Here is a 16817-nt window from a genome sequence, read left to right on the forward strand (position 1 = left end):
GCGTGAACGTCCTGGACATCTTGCTGCTGGTCGCGGCCGTGTGGTTCGCGATCATCGGCTATCGGCAAGGCTTTGTCGTCGGCATCCTGTCCGTGATCGGCTTCCTCGGGGGCGGTCTGATCGCGGTCTATCTGCTGCCCGTGATCTGGAACGAGATCACCGGAGACGCGACACCCGGCACCTTCGCGGCCATCGCGGCGGTGGCCATCGTGATCGTGTGCGCCTCCGTGGGCCAGGCGTTCACCACCCATCTGGGCAACAAGCTGCGCCGCCACATCACCTGGTCACCGGCGAGAGCGCTGGACGCGACCGGCGGCGCGCTGGTCAACGTCCTGGCGATGCTGCTGGTCGCCTGGCTGATCGGGTCGGCGCTGGCCGGTACGTCCCTGCCGACGCTCGGCAAGGAGGTCCGTAACTCCAAGGTGCTGCTCGGCGTGTCCCGGGTGATGCCCCAGCAGGCCGGCACCTGGTTCGCCGACTTCTCCTCGGTCCTCGCGCAGAACGGCTTCCCGCAGGTCTTCACGCCGTTCTCCAACGAGCCGATCAACGATGTGCCGGCGCCCGACCCCCGGCTGGCCACCAGCCCGGTGGCGGCGCAGGCCAGGCGCAGCATCGTCAAGGTCGTCGGCACCGCCCCCGGCTGCGGCAAGGTCCTCGAAGGCAGCGGCTTCGTCTTCGGCCGGCACCGCGTGATGACCAACGCCCACGTGGTCGGCGGTGTGCGCGAGCCGACCGTCCAGGTGGGCGGCGAGGGCCGTACGTACGACGCCAAGGTCGTGATCTACGACTGGCAGCGCGATATCGCGGTCCTGGAAGTGCCCTCACTGGAAGCGCCGGCGCTCCAGTTCACCAACGGGGACGCGAACAGCGGCAACAGCGCCATCGTCGCCGGCTTCCCGGAGAACGGCGGCTATGACGTGCGCTCCGCCCGTATCCGCGGCCGCATCCAGGCCAACGGCCCGGACATCTACCACCGCGGCACGGTCCGCCGCGATGTCTACTCCCTCTACGCCACGGTCCGGCAGGGCAACTCCGGCGGCCCGCTGCTCACCCCGCAGGGCAAGGTCTACGGGGTCGTCTTCGCGAAGTCGCTCGACGACTCCCACACCGGCTATGCGCTGACCGCCGACGAGGTCCGCCAGGACGTCCTCAAGGGGCGTACGGCCCGGCAGCAGGTCGACAGCCAGGGCTGCGCGATCTAGGACCTGTCCGCACTGCCCCCGGGGCGTGTCCGGTGATCACGGCCGGGCACGCGCCGCGGCGCGCGTCAGGCGCGGGGAGACGGGCTTCCCGCGCCCCGACGGCGGCGGCGTGGAGTTCAGGTACGGGGATGGCGTAGCCGTGCGCTCATCCAGCGCGCTCTGCGGCGCAGGATGAGGGGAATGCCCATGGGGTGCGCCGGATCAGGGGATTGGCCGGACCCGAGGTCCGGGGCTCCCCTGTCCTGAGTACCCACTGCAACAGCACTGTTGCGGCGGTTGCGTGCCACGTCACGGTAGTCGTGCGTCCAGCCCATACCCTCGACTCTGCCCGTGGCCCAAGGTCCGTAACCGCGTCGGGGACCGCCAATTGGCCTATGCGCGAGGCAAGTGGCTGTTCGTCATACGAGCGTTCGATCTCCCTGTGGACGTGCCCCGCTGAGCGGTCCGGCCCGCCCGCTCAGCGGTGCGCGGGCGGACCGGAAAAGGGGGTGCGTCCAGCGGCCCTCAACGGTCGGCCCAGACGGCCTTGTTGCCCCCTGGACCGGGCTGTCGCGGCTCGTCAGCGGTCCGGTTCCGGGTCCTTGAGCCAGTTGATCAGCTCCGTGGAGAACGCCACCGGGTCCTCCTCGTGCGGGAAGTGCCCCAGGCCGTCGAACAGCCGCCAGCGGTACGGCGCCTCGACGTACTCGCCGGAGCCGGCCGCGCTGCGGGTGCGCATCACCGGGTCGAGTGAGCCGTGCAGATGCAGGGTCGGGACCCGGACGGGCATCTTCATCCGGCGGTTGAACTGGATACCGTCGGGGCGCGCCATCGAGCGCACCATCCAGCGGTACGGCTCGATGGAGCAGTGCGCCGTCGAGGGGATGCTCATCGCCCGCCGGTAGACCGCGATCGCCTCGTCCTCGGGCGGCCGGGGCCCGGACCAGTCGCGGATCATCCGGCCCACCAGCGCCGCGTCGTCTGCCGTCAGCCGGCGCTCGGGCAGCCAGGGCCGCTGGAAGTTCCAGATGTGCGAACTCTGGGCGCTCTGCCGGACGTCGGCGAGCATCGCCGAGCGCCAGCGCCGCGGGTGCGGCATCGAGCTCACGGCCAGCCGGCGCACCAGCTTGGGCCGCATCACCGCCGCCGTCCAGGCGAGATAGCCGCCCAGGTCGTGTCCGACGAGCGCGGCGTCCGGCTCACCCAGGGACCGGATGACACCGGTGACGTCCAGGGCGAGATTCGCCGGGTCGTAGCCGCGAGGGGTGCGGTCGCTGCCGCCGACGCCCCGCAGATCCATGGCCACCGCGCGGAAGCCCGCCTCGGCCAGGGCCGGGAGCTGGTGCCGCCAGGTCCACCAGAACTGCGGAAAGCCGTGCAGGAGCAGCACCAGCGGGCCGTCGCCCATCTCCGCGATGTGGAAGCGGGCGCCGTTGGCCGCGACGTCGCGGTGCGACACCGCTTTCCCGCCGGGGACGTCGAGCCGCACGACCGAAGCGGTGCTGTCAGGGGCTGTCATACCGATGAGCGTGTCACAGACTCCAGCACCGGGTGCTCCACCGGCTCCAGGCGCGGGTGCGGCTTGGCGTTCTGGAGGACGGCCGCGGTCTCCTTGGCGGAGTTGATGGACTTCTCCGGCTTCTTGATCTTCTTGACCTTGACCACCGCGAGGAGGGCCAGCAGCCCGGCCAGGACCAGGAAGGCGCCGCCGACGATCAGGAAGGACCAGGCGAGGCCGAGGCCGAGGTTGTGGATGCCGTACGCCGCCGCGAAGCTCAGCACCGGCAGCGCGAACAGCGCCAGTGCGCCCGCGACCATGAACGCGGCACTGCCGATGCCGGCCCGCTTGGCGTCCTGGCGGAACTCCGCCTTGGCCAGCGCGATCTCGTCGTGCACCAGCGCGGACATTTCCGCCGTGGCCGTGGCCACCAGCTGTCCGAGGCTGCGGTCCGTGCCGTCGTGCACTGCGCTCATCGCCGTCTCCCTCATCTCTTCACCCGGATGCAAAGCCTCTCAGATCATGCCGGACCATCGTCTCCGGCATGCGTGCCGGAGGCCACTTCGGCAAGCCGCCGGTGCTCGGCGGCCTTGGCTTCGTGGATCGCCGCCATCCGCAGGTGGTACTCCGGCTTGTCGAGTTCGTAGATGTCGGGGATGCCGTCCTGGTCCTCGTCCCGCTCCTCCTCCTCGCACAGCTTCTTGTACTTGGCGTTGCGGAGTTTGAGGAGGATGCCGGCGAACACGGCCGCCAGCAGCGAGCCGATGAGCACCGCTGCCTTGATCTCGTCGGTCAGTACCGGGTTCTCGGAGAAGGCGAGTTCGCCGATGAGCAGGGAGACGGTGAAGCCGATGCCGGCCAGGGAGGCGAGGGCGAAGACATCCGGCCACTTGAGGTCGGGGTTGAGTTCGGCCCGGGTGAAGCGGGCGGTGAGCCAGGTGCCGCCGAAGATGCCGAGGGCCTTGCCCACCACCAGGCCGAGTACCACCCCCAGGGTCTCCGGCCGGGTGAAGACGTCATGGACCGCGCCGCCGGATATGGACACGCCCGCGGAGAAGAGGGCGAACAGCGGGACGGCGAGTCCTGCGGAGAGCGGGCGGACGAGATGCTCGATGTGCTCGCCCGGGGACCGGGTCTCGCTGTCGCGCCGGGTGCAGCGCAGCATCAGGCCCATGGCGACGCCGGCGATGGTGGCGTGCACCCCGCTGTTCTCCATCAGGCCCCAGATGACCAGGGCGAGCGGGAGGTAGACGTACCAGCCCCGCACGCCCTTGCGCAGCAGCAGGTAGAAGATCACCAGGCCGGCGACGGCGAGGCCGAGCGCCAGAAAGTTGATCTTCGAGGTGAAGAAGACCGCGATGATCAGGATCGCGAAGAGGTCGTCGACGACGGCGAGGGTGAGCAGGAAGGCGCGCAGCGCGGCGGGCAGGGAGGTGCCGATCACGGCGAGTACGGCGAGCGCGAAGGCGATGTCGGTGGCGGTGGGGACCGCCCAGCCCTGGAGGGAGCCGCCGCCGATGCCGTTCACGGCGACGTAGACGGCCGCCGGCATCGCCATCCCGCAGAGCGCGGCGATCACGGGGAGCGCGGCGGCCTTCGGGTCGCGCAGCTCACCGGCCACCAGTTCGCGCTTGAGCTCGATGCCGGCGACGAAGAAGAAGACCGCGAGCAGGCCGTTTGCGGCCCAGTGCTGGACGGACAGGTCCAGGCCCAGTGCGGCCGGTCCCAGGTGGAAGCCGCGGACCGCCTCGTAGCTCCCGCCGAGGGTGTTCGCCCAGATCAGGGCCGCTACGGCGGCGGCGAGCAGAAGGACACCGCCGACGGTTTCGGCGCGCAGCGCGTCCGCGATGAAGTTCCGCTCGGGCAGCGGCATCCGCCCCAGGAAGGGGGAACGACGGTTGGTGGGGGCGCTCACGCGGTGACCTCCGGGCCTCTCGGTAGCTGCGTACGGCTGTTGCAGTTGCCGACCAGACTTCCCGGCGCACCCTGAGTTTCTTGGCGTGTCATTGACGCGGCTCCCACTTTACCGGGCGGGTGCAAGCGGCTATCCGGGGGCCTCACTTTACGGGCAATTCGGGCTTCGGGCCGCTGGAGGGCGGGCAGTGGAGGGGGGGCGGGAGAGGGGCCGGGTGCGCTGCACAGAGCCGGGCCAGGCCGGGGGCACGGACCGCCGGAGACGAGGGAAGGGGCACCCGGCCGGGTCGGCCGGGTGCCCCTTCTGCCATCCGTGCTCGCTCAGTCCTCGCTGGCCGCGCTCGGCAGCTTCGTCTGGATCAGGTCCATGACCGAGGAATCGGTGAGGGTGCTGACATCACCGAGGTCGCGGTTCTCGGCGACATCGCGCAGCAGCCGTCGCATGATCTTGCCGGAGCGGGTCTTGGGCAGCTCCGCGACCGGCAGGATCCGCTTCGGCTTGGCGATCGGGCCGAGCTGCTGGGCGACATGGGCGCGCAGCTCCTCGACCAGGCCCTCGTCCTCCGCCGCACCGCCGCGCAGGATGACAAAGGCGCAGATGGCCTGGGTGGTCTGCGGGTCGGTGGCGCCGACGACCGCGGCCTCGGCCACCTTGGGGTGCGAGACCAGCGCCGACTCGACCTCGGTCGTGGAGATGTTGTGGCCGGAAACCAGCATCACGTCGTCCACCCGGCCGAGCAGCCAGATGTCGCCGTCGTCGTCCTTCTTGGCGCCGTCGCCGGCGAAGTACTTGCCCTCGAAGCGCGACCAGTACGTGTCGAGGTAGCGCTGGTCGTCGCCCCAGATCGTGCGGAGCATGGACGGCCAGGGCTCGGTCAGCACGAGGTAGCCGCCGGCGCCGTCGGGGACCTCGCGGGCGTCGTCGTCCACGACGGTCGCGGCGATACCGGGCAGCGCCAACTGGGCCGAGCCGGGCTTGGTGGCCGTGACGCCCGGCAGCGGGCTGAGCATCATCGCGCCGGTCTCTGTCTGCCACCAGGTGTCGACGATCGGCGTCGCGTCCGCCCCGATGTGCTTGCGGTACCACATCCATGCCTCGGGGTTGATGGGCTCGCCCACCGACCCGAGGATGCGCAGCGACGACAGGTCGAACTTCGCCGGGATGTCGTCGCCCCACTTCATGCAGGCGCGGATCGCGGTCGGCGCGGTGTAGAGGACCGTCACGCCGTACTTCTGCACGATCTCCCACCAGCGGCCCTGGTGCGGGGTGTCGGGCGTGCCTTCGTAGAGCACCTCCGTCGCGCCGTTGGAGAGCGGGCCGTAGGTGATGTACGAGTGGCCCGTCACCCAGCCGACGTCGGCGGTGCACCAGTAGACGTCGGTCTCCGGCTTGAGGTCGAAGACGGCGTGGTGGGTGTACGACACCTGGGTGAGGTAGCCGCCGGTGGTGTGCAGGATGCCCTTGGGCTTACCCGTCGTGCCGGAGGTGTAGAGGATGAACAGCGGGTGCTCGGCGTCGAAGGCCTCGGGCGTGTGCTGATCGCTCTGCCGCTCGACGATCTCGTGCCACCACACGTCACGGCCCTCGTGCCAGGCGACGTCCTCCTGCCCGGTGCGGCGGACGACCAGGACGCTGCGGACGTTCTCCGTCCCGGGCTTGGTCAGCGCCTCGTCGACGGCGGGCTTGAGCGCGGACGGCTTGCCGCGGCGGTAGCCGCCGTCGGCGGTGATCACCACGCGGGCGTCGGCGTCGTTGATGCGGGTGGCCAGTGCGTCCGCGGAGAAGCCGCCGAAGACGACGGAGTGCGGGGCGCCCAGGCGCGCGCAGGCCAGCATGGCGATGACCGTCTCCGGGATCATCGGCATGTAGATGGCGACCCGGTCGCCCGTTTGCACGCCCAGCTCGATCAGCGCATGGGCGGCCTTGGAGACCTCACGCTGGAGCTCGGCGTACGTGATCGCGCGGGTGTCACCCGGCTCGCCCTCGAAGTGGATGGCGACGCGGTCGCCCAGGCCGTTCTCCACATGCCGGTCCACGCAGTTGTAGGCGACGTTGAGCTTGCCGTCGGCGAACCATTTCGCGAAGGGCGCGTTGGACCAGTCGAGGGTCTGGGTGGGTGCGGTCTCCCACGACAGACGTCCGGCCTGCTCCGCCCAGAAGCCCAGCCGGTCCGCCGCGGCCTGTTCGTACGCGGCGGCCGTGACGTTGGCATTCGCGGCCAGATCGGCGGGCGGCGCGAACCGCCGCTCCTCCTTGAGCAGGTTGGCCAGGCTTTCGTTGCTCACAACATCTCCCATTCCCAGGGGCGGCCGAAGTGTCCCCAGGTCATAGCTCATCAGCCCACGCCTGGCCCTGACAAGGGCTGTGGAAAAATATTGGTGTAGACCTGTTCCGTTGCGGTCCGTTCCAAGGGTGTTGAGGGGCCTTCGTGCAGGTCAGCCCGTCACCGGTGCCGGTTCGCCGCGGACCGCGCAGAACCGCCGGTGGGCCTCGTCGAGCACGTATGCCTGGGCCTCGCCGACATGGAAATACATGCCGTGCAGAGTGAGCGCGCCCTCGGCCACCCGGCGGGCCACACAGGCATGTGCCCTGAGGTGGTCGAGCTGTTGCATGATGTTGACGAGTGCCAGCCGTTCCTGGTCATCGCTCACCGGCCGTCCGCTCAACGCGACTTCGCCCCGCCCCAGCCGTCCGATGCGCTGCATACGGGCCAGGCTCGGACGGCCGTGCCGCAGCCAGCGGGTGAGCGGGGTCGGCTCGGCCTCTTCGGGCGCGGCGGAGCCGAGCAGCGCCGCCATGGCACCGCACCCCGAATGGCCGCACACCGTGATCGAACCGACCCGCAGCACCTCCACGGCGTACTCGATCGCCGCGCCCACGGAGTCGCAGGAGGCGTCCGAGCCGGGCGGTGGCATCAGGTTGCCGACATTGCGCACGGTGAACAGATCGCCCGGCCCACTGGATGTGATCATGCTCGTGACCAGCCGGGAGTCGGCGCAGGTCAGAAACAGCTGGGTGGGCCGCTGGCCCTCGCGCGCCAGCCGGGCCAGCTCCTCGCGCACGAGCGGAGCCGTATGGCGCTGAAAGGCGCTGACCCCGCCCAGCAGTTGGCTGCCGCTGCTCTCCGGGTCCGCTGCCCGGTCGGGGCCGGGCCGGGTGCAGTGGTGGTTGCGCCATGGCGTCCACGGCCGGCAGGAGTGCGCGCTGGCCGGCTCGGCGATCGGCCGGCCCGAACGGCCGCCGAGCGTCACCCAGCCGCCGTGCGCCTGATGGGCGGTGGACCAGGACTGAAGCGCCTCGTAGGCGGCATGGTCCATGAACGAGCCGCACAGCTCGACGACGACGTCCGTATGGGCAGGCACCTGCGCCAGCGCCCGGGTCAGCCGCGGCACCGCCAGGAACGTCAACTGCCCGCTGACGCACACCCGGTGGCCGTCCGTCTCCTCGGTCACCGTGATCCGGGTGTGGGTCAGCCGGCGCAGCGCCAGGAAGACCGCGACCGCGATGCCCGTCCCCACGCCCTGGAGCACGCCGAAGAGGACGACGCCGCCCAAGGTGGCGGCGTACACCGGGAATTCGCGGTGCCGCTGTACGTGCCGGATGTGCGCGAAGCTCACCATCCGTACGCCGACGGCCATGACCAGCGCGGCGAGCGCGGCCAGCGGGATCAGCTCCAGCGCCGCGGCCAGCAGTCCGGCGCACAGCAGCACCCATACGCCGTGCAGCACCGTGGCGCGGCGGGTGGCCGCGCCGGCCCGCACATTGGCCGAGCCGCGCATCGCGCCCCCGGAGACCGGCAGTCCGCCCAGCAGACCGGAGACGACATTGGCCGCGCCCTGGCCGGCCAGCTCGCGGTTGAGCCGCGCACGCCCGGTGGGGGTGTCCGGCCGCTCGGCCGCCAGCCGGTCCACGGCCACCGCCGACAGCAGCGACTCCATACTGGCGACGAGGGTGACGGTCAGCACCGCGGCGGCGAGCGCCGGAAGGGAGGCGTCCGGCAGCGCGGGCAGCTCGGGCAGCCGCCAGGAGGGCAGCTCCACGCGCGCCACCGCCGTCCCCGTACTGAGGGCCGTCGCGGCGAGCACGGCGGCCAGCGGGGCCGGCAGCATCCGTGCCCACCGCCCGGCCCGGCCCGGCAGCCGTCCCCAGCCGACGAGCACGGCGACGGTGACCGCGCCGATCAGCAGCGCGACGGCGTGCGGATGCGCCAACTGGCCGGGAAGCGCGGTGGCGTTGGCGATCGCAGAGCTTTCGGGGCTGCCGCCGAGCACCACATGGAGCTGCCCGAGGGCGATGGTGACCCCGATGCCGGCCAGCATGCCGTGCACGATCGCGGGGCTCACCGCCAGCGTCGCACGGGCCACACGCAGTGCGCCCAGGGCGAGTTGGGCGAGGCCCGCCAGGACCGTGATGGCGCAGGTGGCGCGCCAGCCGTAGCGCTGGACCAGGTCGGCGGTGACCACCAGGAGGCCGGTTGCCGCGCCGCTCACCTGGAGCGGGGCGCCGCCGAGCAGACCGGCGACGAGACCGCCGACGACCGCGGCGACCAGACCGGCCTGGAGCGGGGCGCCGGTGGCCAGGGCGATGCCCAGCGACAGCGGAACGGCGAGCAGGAAGACGACGGCCGAGGCGGAGAGGTCCCGGCGGAAGGCCGCCCGGCCGGTCTTCTTCGTGCGGGGGCCGGGCCCGGAGGGCGGGCGGGAAGCGGGAGGGGTCTCGGTGTGGTGCGGGGCGCGCGGCGGCTGCGGCGGCGACTTCTCGATCTGCGGCATTCCCGTCTCCTCCGGGGCGACGCGGTCGCGCGGGGCGCGATCGTGGGGCGGCGGTGTATTGCGGCGGGACGTGAGCCGGCCGGCGGCTGTCGCTGTGGAGCGAAGGTCCGGTGACTCTCAAGCATCGGTAAACGGATCGTAATGACAGGTAAAGGGCGAGAGAAGTCTTTTCGGTCATATGCCGCCATCCTTCCCCTTATCGGATGAATGCGATGGCTTTTGGTTTGTGGTGTGCCTCTTCTCGAAGTGGTGAGCCCTGTGCGCAGGCCTTCCGGTTCGTCGCTCGGAGGTGTGCACAGGCGGCGGGAGGGAGGGGGCGGGCCCGCGGGCGCCGGAGGGCGGCTCACCTCTCCAGCGCCTCTCCGGGCCCGTCCGCGGCGCCTGGCAGGTCAAGCGGGCTGTGGGGCGGCCGTCCCCTCGGAGAGCACGAACGAGGGGTCGACCTGGGCCGCCAGGTCGACCCCGGTCTTCGCATTGCCCCAGCTCTCCGCGTTCTTCAGGTGGAAGTGCACCATCTGGCGCGTGTAGCGCTCCCAGTCGCGGCGCCCGTATGCGGCGTCGGCCGTGTGGTGCAGCGTCTCCAGGGCGCGGCGGTTGGCCTCCTCCAGGTACGCGAAGGGGGTCGGGCGGCCCTTCTCCATGGCGCGCACCCAGTCGGAGTGGCCGACGGTCACCAGCAGGTCGTCGCCCACCTCGTCGCGCAGGAACGCAAGATCCTCGGGGCCCTGCACCTTGTTGCCCACGACCTTCAGGGGGACGCCGAAGTCCCGTGCGTACTCCTTGTACTGGCGGTAGACGGCGATGCCCTTACGGGTCGGCTCGGCGACCAGGAAGGTCATGTCGAAGCGGGTGAACATCCCGGAGGCGAAGGAGTCGGAGCCGGCCGTCATGTCGACGACGACATACTCCTCGCGGCCGTCCACGAGGTGATTCAGGCACAGCTCCACCGCGCCGACCTTGGAGTGGTAGCAGGCCACGCCCAGATCGGACTCGGTGAACGGCCCGGTCGCCATCAGCCGCACGGCGGAGTTGTCGAGGTCCACCGTCCTGGCGCAGGCGTCGTAGACGGGGTTGTCCTCGCCGACCCGCAGCAGCCGTGAGCCCTCGCCGGGCGGGGTGGTCTTGATCATTGACTCGGAGGACGGGATCCGTGGATTGCTGCCGCGCAGATAGTCCTTGATCAGCGGGAGCTGGGCGCCCATCGCGGGGAGCGCGGCGGCCTCCGTCTCGCCGAGGCCGAGGGCGGCGCCCAGATGCTGGTTGATGTCGGCATCCACGGCGATCACGGGGAGCCGGGCCGTGGCGAGATGGCGGACGAACAGGGAGGACAGGGTGGTCTTGCCGCTGCCGCCCTTGCCTACGAAAGCGATCTTCATGTTCACCAAGGGTAAATGTGAGATAGCTCTGAGTGACAGTCCTGCGTGAGGAAGACCACTCCTTCGAGGGGTCGGCCCTGGTGGTGCGTAGGGTCGTACCCATGGCTGGAAACTCCCGGGGGACGTCCCCCGCACCCCCCAAAGCGAGCGACGACCCGCTCGTGACCCTGGCCTCGCTCCCGGGGGTCGCCGACTCCGTGGACTCCGTACGCAAGGGCGTCGACCGGGTCTACGGGCACCGCGTCATGCGACGCCGCAGCAACGAGGTGACCTCCGAGGCGGCGCTGCGCGGAGCGCGCGGTTCCGCGGCGCTTTCGGGGGCCGACTGGGCGCTCGAAGAGGTCCGGCGCCGCACCGACTTCGGCGTCGAGGGCGAACCGCGGACGGTCGGCGCGGCCCTGCGGCTGTCGGCCGAGGCCGGGCAACTGCTCAGTGTGTGGCGGCAGTCACCGCTGCGGGTGCTGGCGCGCCTCCATCTGGTGGCGGCATCAGGGGGAGGCCGAAGCTCCGAGGCGGCCGAGGGGCGGCACCCGGGGGAGCCGGCGGACGAGACGGTGGGACGGCCCCGGCTGGCCGGTGAGCCGGTGGACGAACCACTCATCGAGCTGGCGCTGCCGGATGCCGACGAGGTTGCCGGGCGGCTGGACGGGCTGTCGCGGCTGCTGCTCGCCGGTACCGAGGCGCCGGCCCTGGTGACCGCGGCGGTGGTGCACGGCGAACTGCTCGCCCTGCGGCCGTTCGCCACATGCAACGGGCTGGTCGCGCGGGCGGCGGAGCGGATCGTGCTGGTCGGCAGCGGACTGGACCCGAAGTCGATCTGCCCCGCCGAGGTCGGGCACGCCGAACAGGGGCGCGCGGCCTACGTCGCGGCGCTGGAAGGCTATGTCTCGGGCACCCCGGAGGGTGTCGCGGCGTGGATCGCGCACTGCGGCCGCGCGGTGGAACTCGGCGTACGGGAGAGCACTGCGGTCTGTGAGGCGCTCCAGCGCGGCGCGGCATAAGAAGGAGCCGAGGCGAAAGCTTCGGGTTTTCATGAATTCCTGAAGCATTGCTCATTCGCCCCTGAACAGGGTTGCGGCGGTACCAATGAGTGGTACCGCCGCTGGCATGTCCGCCGAGTTACCATGCGTGCTCGAATATGTGCCCATCAGGTCGGAATCTTCGTCCGGTTACCTGGTGCGGCTGGCCCGCAATCGACGGGTCGACGTCGCGTGGGTGCTTGGCATTCATGCATCGGTCCGTGGGCCACTTCCTGCGTTAAAGGTGTTCCTCTCGGATGTCCTTGGTCTCGCGGGCCGTTAAGTCCTTTGTACTACTCGGGCGGGGCAAGCGGAACCCCGTGCCGCAGATCTTTACGTTTGACTTCAAACGCGGGCATTACGGGTGTGAGTGCTCCGGCCAATAAGGCCAAGATGTGGCTTTGTGGTTTTCCGTCGGCTCGCGTACCAGACCAGCGTCGCGGTGGCCATGGCCGCACCCGCGGCGGCCATGACGGCGAGCGCCGGCCGCGAGGGCATCGACAATGCGGGGAGCCGCTGCTTGAGCGGTACCGGACGATTGAAGGAGAGAACCGGCCAACCACGCGCGACCGCCTCGCGGCGCAGCGCCCGGTCCGGATTGACCGCGTGCGGGTGACCGACCGCCGAGAGCATCGGGACGTCGGTCGCCGAATCGCTGTACGCATAGCAGCGCTCGAGGTCGTACCCCTCGGAGACGGCGAGCTCCTGGACGGCGTCCGCCTTGGTCGGGCCGTAGGCGTAATACTCCACCTCGCCGGTGAAGCGGCCGTCCTCGCCGACGACCATACGGGTGGCCACCACCCGGTCCGCGCCCAGGAGTTCGCCGATCGGTTCGACGACCTCGGCGCCCGAAGTGGAGACGATGACGACGTCCCGTCCCGCGGCGTGATGCTCCTCGATGAGCGAGGCCGCCTCGTCGTAAATGATGGGGTCGATCAGATCGTGCAGCGTCTCGGCGACGATCTCCCGTACCTGGGCCACGTCCCAGCCGCGGCACAGGGAGGAGAGATATTCCCGCATACGCTCCATCTGATCGTGGTCGGCGCGGCCCGCCAGGAACACGAACTGGGCGTACGCAGTGCGCAGTACGGCCCGCCGATTGATCAGGCCGCCTTGGTAGAACGACTTGCTGAAGGTCAGCGTGCTCGACTTTGCAATGACAGTCTTGTCCAAGTCGAAGAACGCGGCAGTACGGGGAGTCGAGTGAGGCACGGAGTGGTTTTCCACGGGGCGAGCATAGGCGCCCACCATTCGGCGTAAGGTCCGGCGCGTGGGTTTGCCTGAGAAGGCTCTCGGGTACACCATGGAAGTCACGGATCGTTCGCGACCGTGCTAACCCGGTCCGGCTCCTCCCCCCCCGAGTCGGCCGTGGGGACGACCCCCGCTCTCCCCCCCGGCGGGGGTCGTCGCATGTCCGGACGCATTTTCCACCGCCGGACGCTGATCCACTCCACTCCTTGCCGCTGCGGCGTCCGCGCCCTCGCTGCACAGCGCCCCATTACGCACCGTAGTCGTCGCGCTGCTCTGAGGAAGGCTCTCTCGAGCCCCGGAAGGTGCCCTTCGTCGCTGGAATAGGTGACAGGGATATTCACAGGCGCGACGTTGTCCACAATTTTGGTTCAAGATCCACAAGATTTCCCCGATCGCTGCACGGTGAAAGTCCGCGAGTTCGCGGAGGTGCGAGTTGTGTAGCGACAGGGGGACAGAACGTGGCCGAAACCACGCCATCGGAACGGGCGGTCCGAACGGGTGAAGAGCCGGGTGGCCCGCTGATCATCACCGAGGACGAACGGCTCCTCGACGATCTTCTGCGGTTGTGTGCGGCGGCCGGTGCGCTGCCCGAAGTGGCGCACGGCCTGCCGGCCCGCAAAGGGGACTGGGAAGCTCCGCCCCTGGTGATCGTCGGCGACGACTGCGCGCCCCGGTTACGCGGCGCCGGACGGCGGCCGGGCGTCATCCTCACGGGCGGGGACGCGGACGACCCCGAGCTCTGGCGCCAGGCCGTCGCCCTCGGGGCCGAGAGCGTCCTCGCCCTTCCCGACGGCGAGCGCTGGCTGACCGACCGGATCGCCGACGCGATCGAGGGCGTTGGACCCCCGGCCCTGACGGTCGGTGTCCTCGGCGGCCGCGGGGGCGCCGGAGCGAGCACCCTGGCCGGCGCGCTGGCCGTCACCGCGGCCCGTACGGGACGGCGCACCCTGCTGGTCGACGGAGATCCCCTGGGCGGTGGGCTGGACGTCCTGCTGGGCGGGGAGAAGGAAAAGGGCCTGCGCTGGCCCGCCTTCGCCGAATCGCGCGGCCGGGTGGCCTGCGGCGCCCTCGCGGAGTCGCTGCCACGGTTGCACTCGCTGCGGGTCCTCAGCTGGGACCGGGGCTCCGACGTCACCATCCCGCCCCCGGCCATGCGCGCGGTGCTGGCCGCGGCGCGCCGGCGTGGCGGCGTCGTGGTGGTGGACCTTCCGCGCCGGGTCGACGAGGCGGTGGCGGAGGCTCTGGCGCAGGTGGACATGGGCCTGCTGATCGTCCCGACGGAACTGCGCGCGGTCGCCGCGGCCCAGCGGGTGGCCTCAGGGGTGCAGAAGGTGCTCGGCGACCTGCGGGTGGTGGCGCGCGGGGCTCCCGGACGCCACGGGCACGGACTGCCGCCGGACGATATCGCCCGCCTCATGGAGCTGCCCTTGGCCGGGGAAGTGCCCTGGGAGGCGGGGCTGTTGGCGGACCTCGCGCGTGGCGTGCCGCCGGGGGCGCAGGTGCGCGGGCCGCTGGCTCGGTTCTGCGCGGGGTTCTGGGGGCGGTTGGCGGACTGCGGGGGCGAGGGCGGCGGGCCGGGATCCGCTGCGCCGGCGGGGCCCGGGCCGGGCAGCGGTGCGGGGGCGGCTCCGGGCGGCGGGCCGCGACCGGGGGCCGGACCGAGAGGCAGTGCGGTGCCGTGGCCGGCGGCCGGTTCCCTGGCTCCCCGGGCGGCCGTCCGGAAGGGAGGCCGTTCATGAGCCAGGGCCAGGACTTGCTGGAGGTGGTGCGCAGGCGGCTCGCCGAGGCCGGGGCGGAGCCCACGCCGGCCCGGGTGGCGGTGGCGCTGCGCGAGCAGGGGCGGCTTCTGGGGGATGCCGAAGTGCTGGGTGTGGTGGCCTCCTTGCGGTCGGAGATGGTGGGCAGCGGCCCGCTGGAACCGCTGCTGGCCGCGCCCGATGTCACGGACGTCCTGGTCACCGCGCCGGACGAGGTCTGGGTGGACCGCGGTGGCGGGCTGGAACGCACCGAGGTCCGCTTCCGGGACGCGGCGGAGGTGCGCAGACTCGCCCAGCGGCTGGCGGCGGTGGCCGGCCGGCGGCTGGACGATGCCCGGCCATGGGTGGACGCCCGGCTTCCGGACGGCACCCGGCTGCATGCGGTGCTGCCCCCGGTGGCGGTCGCCGGGACCTGTCTGTCGTTACGGGTGCTGCGGCCGCGGGCCTTCGGCCTTGCGGAGCTGGTGGCGGCCGGCACGGTCCCGCCGGGCGGCGACCGGCTGCTCCGGGCGCTGCTGGCGGCCCGGCTCTCGTTCCTGATCAGCGGCGGTACGGGCTCAGGGAAGACCACTTTGCTCAGCACTCTGCTCGGACTGGTCGGTCCGGCCGAGCGGATCGTCCTGGCCGAGGACTCTGCGGAGCTGCGTCCGGACCACCCCCATGTGGTGCGGCTGGAGACCCGGCCCGCCAACCAGGAGGGCGTCGGCCGGGTGACGCTACGGGATCTCGTACGGCAGGCGCTGCGGATGCGGCCGGACCGGCTGGTGGTCGGGGAGGTGCGCGGCGCCGAGGTCACGGACCTGCTGGCGGCGCTGAATACGGGTCATGAGGGCGGCTGTGGAACGGTCCATGCCAACGCCGCATGTGATGTCCCCGCGCGTCTGGAGGCCCTCGGTTCCACGGCGGGCCTGGATCGCGCCGCCCTGCACAGCCAGCTGGCGGCCGCGCTCTCGGTCGTGCTGCATCTCGTGCGGGACCGGTCCGGCCGGCGCCGGATCGCCGAACTCCATGTGCTGGAGCGGGACCGTGCGGGCTTCGTGGTGACCGTGCTGCCGTCTGGAGCCCGGGCGGCTTTCAAGAGGCGCGGGGCTGGGGGCGGTTGATGCGGCTGTGCGAACGGGGCGGGGGCCGATGAGCGCGGTCGGCGTGGCCCTGGTGGCCACGGCGCTCTGTGCTGCGGCCGCGGTCCGGCTGGCCGGTGGCCGACGGGACGACGTACGGCGGCGGGCCCGGGCGCTGTTCGGGGGCGCCGGAGGGGCGGACCCGGCGGTGGGGTGGCGGGGCGAGAGGGTGCGGAAGTGGTGCGCGGGGCGGGTGGTCGAGGGGGAAGCGGGGCGGCGCTGGAGCTTCGGGCGCTGGGGAGGCGTCGGGCGGGAGATCTGGTGTCTGCCGGCGGGGCTGGTGCTGGGAGTGCTGGGCGGGTCCGTGCTCCCGCTGCTCGCCTCCGTGGTGGGCCTCCTTCTCGTCCGGCGGTGGCTGGCCTCCCGTGGAGCGGTGCGTGCGCGCGACCGGCGGGCGGCCGCGGTGATCGGGCTGTGTGCGGCGGTGGCGGGGGAGCTGCGGGCCGGGCGGCAGCCCGCCCAGGCCCTGCTCGCCGCGGGCGCCCCGGGGCTGGGAGCGGCCGGCTCGGCGGTGGTGGCGGCCGCGCGGTACGGCGGGGACGTGGCCCGGGCGCTGCGGGAGGCGGCGCGGCTGCCGGGCGCCGCGGGGCTGACCGGGATGGCCGCGTGCTGGCAGGTGGCGGTGGAGGGCGGCGCAGGGCTGGCCTCGGGGCTGGAACGGATCGCGGCCGGGCTCCGGGCCCAACGGGACCAACGCGACGAGTTACGCGCCCAGTTGGCGGGCCCCCGGGCCACCGCGCTGATGCTCGCCCTGCTGCCGGTGGGCGGGCTCCTGATGGGCAGCGCACTGGGCGCCGACCCCCTGCGGGTGCTGCTGCACACCCCGGCCGGGTGGGGCTGCCTGGCGGTCGGCGGGCTCCTGGAGTGGTGCGGGGTGGCCTGGACGGTCCGGATCGTCCAGGCCGCGGAAGACCGGTAGGGAGGGAT

Annotated in this window: 12 protein-coding genes and 1 pseudogene; 5 read left to right on the forward strand and 8 right to left on the reverse strand. The window is 71.7% G+C overall.

Annotated features, from left to right (window positions below):
• Positions 1-2: 2 nt before the first annotated feature.
• Positions 3-1202 carry a MarP family serine protease gene (locus M8I34_RS35290; RefSeq protein ID WP_250056773.1) on the forward strand — a complete coding sequence of 400 codons (1200 nt, stop codon included), beginning with the start codon at positions 3-5 and terminating at the stop codon, positions 1200-1202.
• 116 nt (positions 1203-1318) lie between these two features.
• Here the strand turns inward: M8I34_RS35290 and M8I34_RS35295 are convergent, their stop codons facing one another.
• From M8I34_RS35295 to M8I34_RS35325, 7 genes are all read right to left on the reverse strand, one after another.
• On the reverse strand, positions 1319-1516 hold the full coding sequence (locus M8I34_RS35295) for a hypothetical protein (RefSeq protein WP_078889645.1): 198 nt from the start codon (positions 1514-1516) through the stop codon (positions 1319-1321).
• A 245-nt stretch (positions 1517-1761) separates the two neighbouring features.
• A complete protein-coding gene (locus tag M8I34_RS35300) occupies positions 1762-2700 on the reverse strand; it encodes an alpha/beta fold hydrolase (RefSeq protein ID WP_244419584.1) in 939 nt (312 codons plus the stop codon).
• Positions 2697-3155 carry a phage holin family protein gene (locus tag M8I34_RS35305; RefSeq protein ID WP_030989811.1) on the reverse strand — a complete coding sequence of 153 codons (459 nt, stop codon included), beginning with the start codon at positions 3153-3155 and terminating at the stop codon, positions 2697-2699. Before M8I34_RS35305 ends, M8I34_RS35300 begins: the two co-directional genes overlap by 4 nt.
• A 44-nt stretch (positions 3156-3199) precedes the next feature.
• Positions 3200-4552, reverse strand: a complete 1353-nt coding sequence (gene nhaA, locus M8I34_RS35310; protein ID WP_284051171.1) for a Na+/H+ antiporter NhaA — start codon at positions 4550-4552, stop codon at positions 3200-3202.
• A gap of 362 nt (positions 4553-4914) precedes the next feature.
• Positions 4915-6879, reverse strand: coding sequence for an acetate--CoA ligase (gene acs / locus M8I34_RS35315; protein ID WP_244419582.1), 1965 nt, complete (start codon positions 6877-6879; stop codon positions 4915-4917).
• Between the two features lie 150 nt (positions 6880-7029).
• Complete coding sequence (locus M8I34_RS35320; protein ID WP_250056778.1) at positions 7030-9366, reverse strand: SulP family inorganic anion transporter; 2337 nt, start codon at positions 9364-9366, stop codon at positions 7030-7032.
• 389 nt (positions 9367-9755) lie between these two features.
• Complete coding sequence (locus M8I34_RS35325) at positions 9756-10742, reverse strand: ATP-binding protein (RefSeq protein WP_250056780.1); 987 nt, start codon at positions 10740-10742, stop codon at positions 9756-9758.
• A 101-nt stretch (positions 10743-10843) separates the two neighbouring features.
• On the opposite strand from M8I34_RS35325, the gene M8I34_RS35330 reads away from it, so the two are divergent.
• Positions 10844-11743 carry an oxidoreductase gene (locus M8I34_RS35330; RefSeq protein ID WP_244419579.1) on the forward strand — a complete coding sequence of 300 codons (900 nt, stop codon included), beginning with the start codon at positions 10844-10846 and terminating at the stop codon, positions 11741-11743.
• Positions 11744-12106: 363 nt separating this feature from the next.
• On the opposite strand, the gene M8I34_RS35335 is transcribed toward M8I34_RS35330, so the two are convergent.
• The gene (locus M8I34_RS35335; protein WP_250056782.1) at positions 12107-13012 is read right to left on the reverse strand and encodes an HAD family phosphatase; all 906 of its coding nucleotides are present in this window, start codon (positions 13010-13012) and stop codon (positions 12107-12109) included.
• Between the two features lie 458 nt (positions 13013-13470).
• On the opposite strand from M8I34_RS35335, the gene ssd reads away from it, so the two are divergent.
• The 3 genes and pseudogenes from ssd (at position 13471) to M8I34_RS35350 (ending at position 16809) form a co-directional block, all read left to right on the forward strand.
• Positions 13471-14751: a septum site-determining protein Ssd gene (ssd, locus tag M8I34_RS35340; protein WP_250056784.1), complete on the forward strand. Its 1281-nt coding sequence runs from the start codon at positions 13471-13473 to the stop codon at positions 14749-14751.
• Positions 14748-15904, forward strand: a pseudogene (locus M8I34_RS35345) (TadA family conjugal transfer-associated ATPase). Before ssd ends, M8I34_RS35345 begins: the two are co-directional and overlap by 4 nt.
• Positions 15901-16809, forward strand: a complete 909-nt coding sequence (locus tag M8I34_RS35350) for a type II secretion system F family protein (protein ID WP_250056788.1) — start codon at positions 15901-15903, stop codon at positions 16807-16809. Before M8I34_RS35345 ends, M8I34_RS35350 begins: the two are co-directional and overlap by 4 nt.
• Positions 16810-16817: the final 8 nt, after the last annotated feature.

Source organism: Streptomyces sp. MCA2 (genome assembly GCF_023544705.1).
Classification (GTDB): Bacteria; Actinomycetota; Actinomycetes; order Streptomycetales; family Streptomycetaceae; genus Streptomyces; species Streptomyces decoyicus.